Genomic DNA, 2,441 nt, shown 5'->3' with positions numbered 1-2,441 from the left:
TGCGTTGTAGTAAAGGTTCGGCCTTGCTATATTCCCCTTGTTCTTCATACAGCAGCGCCAAGTTATTGAGGGTCGTGGCCACTTCTGGATGGTTGGTGCCTAGGGCTTGCTCCAAAATTACCAAGCTGCGCTGTAGTAAAGGTTCGACCTTGCTATATTCCCCTTGTGCTTCATACAGCAGCGCCAAGTTGTTGAGGGTCGTGGCCACTTCTGGATGGTTGGTGCCTAGGGCTTGCTCCCTGATCGCCAAACTGCGCTGCAATAGCGGTTCGGCTTTGCTATATTCSCCTTGYTCTTGATACAGTAGCGCCAAGTTGTTCAGGGATTGGGCGACATCTGGGTGATTGGCACCTAAAACTCGTTCCCTTAACGCCAAACTGCGCTGGTAAAGAGGTTCGGCYTTGCTATATTCCCCTTGTGCTTCATACAGCAGCGCCAAGTTATTGAGGGTCGTGGCCACTTCTGGATGGTTGGTGCCTAGGGCTTGCTCCCTGATCGCCAAACTGCGCTGCTATAGGGGTTCGGCTTTACTATATTGGCCTTGCTCTCGATACAGTAGCGCCAAGTTGTTCAGGGATTGGGCGACATCTGGGTGATTGGCACCTAAAACTTGCTCCAAAATCACCAAGCTGCGCTGTAGTAAAGGTTCGGCCTTGCTATATTCCCCTTGTGCTTCATACAGCAGCGCCAAGTTATTGAGGGYCGTGGCCACTTCTGGATGATTGGTACCTAGGGCTTGTTGCGTTATCGCTAAACTGCGCAAGTACAGAGATTCTGCCTCACTATGCTGGCCTTGCGTTTCATACAGCACCGCCAAGTTGTTGAGGGTAGTGGCCACTTTTGGATGGTTGGCGCCTAGGGCTTGCTCCAAAATCACCAAGCTGCGCTGTAGTAAAGGTTCGGCTTTGCTATATTCCCCTTGTGCTTGATACAACACTGCCAAGTTGTTGAGGACAGCGGCCACATTTGGGTGGCTAGCCCCTAGGGTCTGTTGCAAAATTGCCAAACTGCGCTGGAATAGGGGTTCGGCCTTGCTATATTCCCCTTGTGCTTCATACAGCAGCGCCAAGTTATTGAGGGTCGTGGCCACTTCTGGATGGTTGGTGCCCAAGGCTTGCTCCCTGATCACCAAGCTTCGTTGCAATAGCGGTTCGGCTTTGGCATACTGCCCTTGCTTTTGATACAACAGCGCCAAGTTATTGAGGGTCGTGGCCACTTCTGGATGGTTGGTGCCTAGGGCTTGCTCCCTAATTGCCAAACTGCGCTGCAATAGCGGTTCGGCTTTGCTATATTCCCCTTGTGCTTCATACAGCMSCGCCAAGTTATTGAGGGTMGTGGCCACTTYTGGATGGTTGGTGCCTAGGGCTTGCTCCCTGATCGCCAAACTGCGCTGCAATAGCGGTTCGGCTTTGCTATATTCCCCTTGTGCTTSATACAACMVCGCCAAGTTGTTGAGGGTAGTGGCCACTTTTGGATGGTTGGCGCCTAGGGCTTGCTCCAAAATCACCAAGCTGCGCTGTAGTAAMGGTTCGGCYTTGSYRTATTCCCCTTGTTTTTCATACAGTAGCGCCAAGTTATTGAGGGTCGTGGCCACTTCTGGATGGTTGGTGCCTAGGGCTTGCTCCAAAATTACCAAGCTGCGTTGGTAAAGCGGTTCGGCYTTGSCGTATTGCCCTTGTGCTTCATACAGCAGCGCCAAGTTATTGAGGGTCGTGGCCACTTCTGGATGGTTGGTGCCTAAGGCTTGCTCCAAAATCACCAAGCTGCGTTGGTAAAGCGGTTCGGCTTTGGCGTATTGCCCTTGCTTTTCATACAGCAGCGCCAAGTTATTGAGGGTAGTGGCCACTTTTGGATGGTTGGCGCCTAGGGCTTGCTCCAAAATCACCAAGCTGCGCTGTAGTAAAGGTTCGGCCTTGCTATATTGGCCTTGCGTTTGATACAGCACCGCCAAGTTGTTGAGGGTCGTGGCCACTTCTGGATGGTTGGTGCCTAGGGCTTGCTCCAAAATTACCAARCTGCGCTGYARTAGCGGTTCGGCTTTGCTATATTCCCCTTGTGCTTGATACAACCCTGCCAAGTTGTTGAGGACAGCGGCCACTTTTGGGTGGTTGGCCCCTAGGGTCTGTTGCAAAATTGCCAAACTGCGCTGTAGTAAAGGTTCGGCCTTGCTATATTCCCCTTGCGCTTCATACAGTAGCGCCAAGTTATTGAGGGTCGTGGCCACTTCTGGATGGTTGGTGCCTAGGGCTTGCTCCCTGATCGCCAAACTGCGCTGCWAWAGAGGTTCGGCTTTGTTATATTCCCCTTGTGCTGCATAGGACAACGCCAAGTTGTTGAGTGTGGTGGCCACTTTTGGATGGTTGGTGCCTAGGGCTTGCTCCAAAATCACTAAGCTGCGTTGMAATARCKSTTCGGCTTTGCTATATTCCCCTTGTGCTTGA

Annotated in this window: 2 protein-coding genes; both read right to left on the bottom strand. The window is 51.9% G+C overall.

Annotated features, from left to right (window positions below):
• Window positions 1-502, bottom strand: a 502-nt coding sequence (locus tag L5220_RS14190; protein ID WP_499574300.1) for a tetratricopeptide repeat protein, incomplete at its 3' end; no start/stop codon positions are given.
• Window positions 503-511: 9 nt separating this feature from the next.
• A partial coding sequence (locus L5220_RS14185) for a tetratricopeptide repeat protein (RefSeq protein WP_499574298.1) occupies window positions 512-2,441 on the bottom strand: 1,930 nt, incomplete at its 5' end.

Origin of the sequence: Synechococcus sp. PCC 6716, from assembly GCF_022570815.1 — a bacterium.
In the GTDB taxonomy this organism is placed as follows: Bacteria; Cyanobacteriota; Cyanobacteriia; order Thermosynechococcales; family Thermosynechococcaceae; genus Thermosynechococcus; species Thermosynechococcus lividus.
Note: the sequence above shows the minus strand (reverse complement) of the source record. Positions and strands in the feature narration are given on the sequence as shown.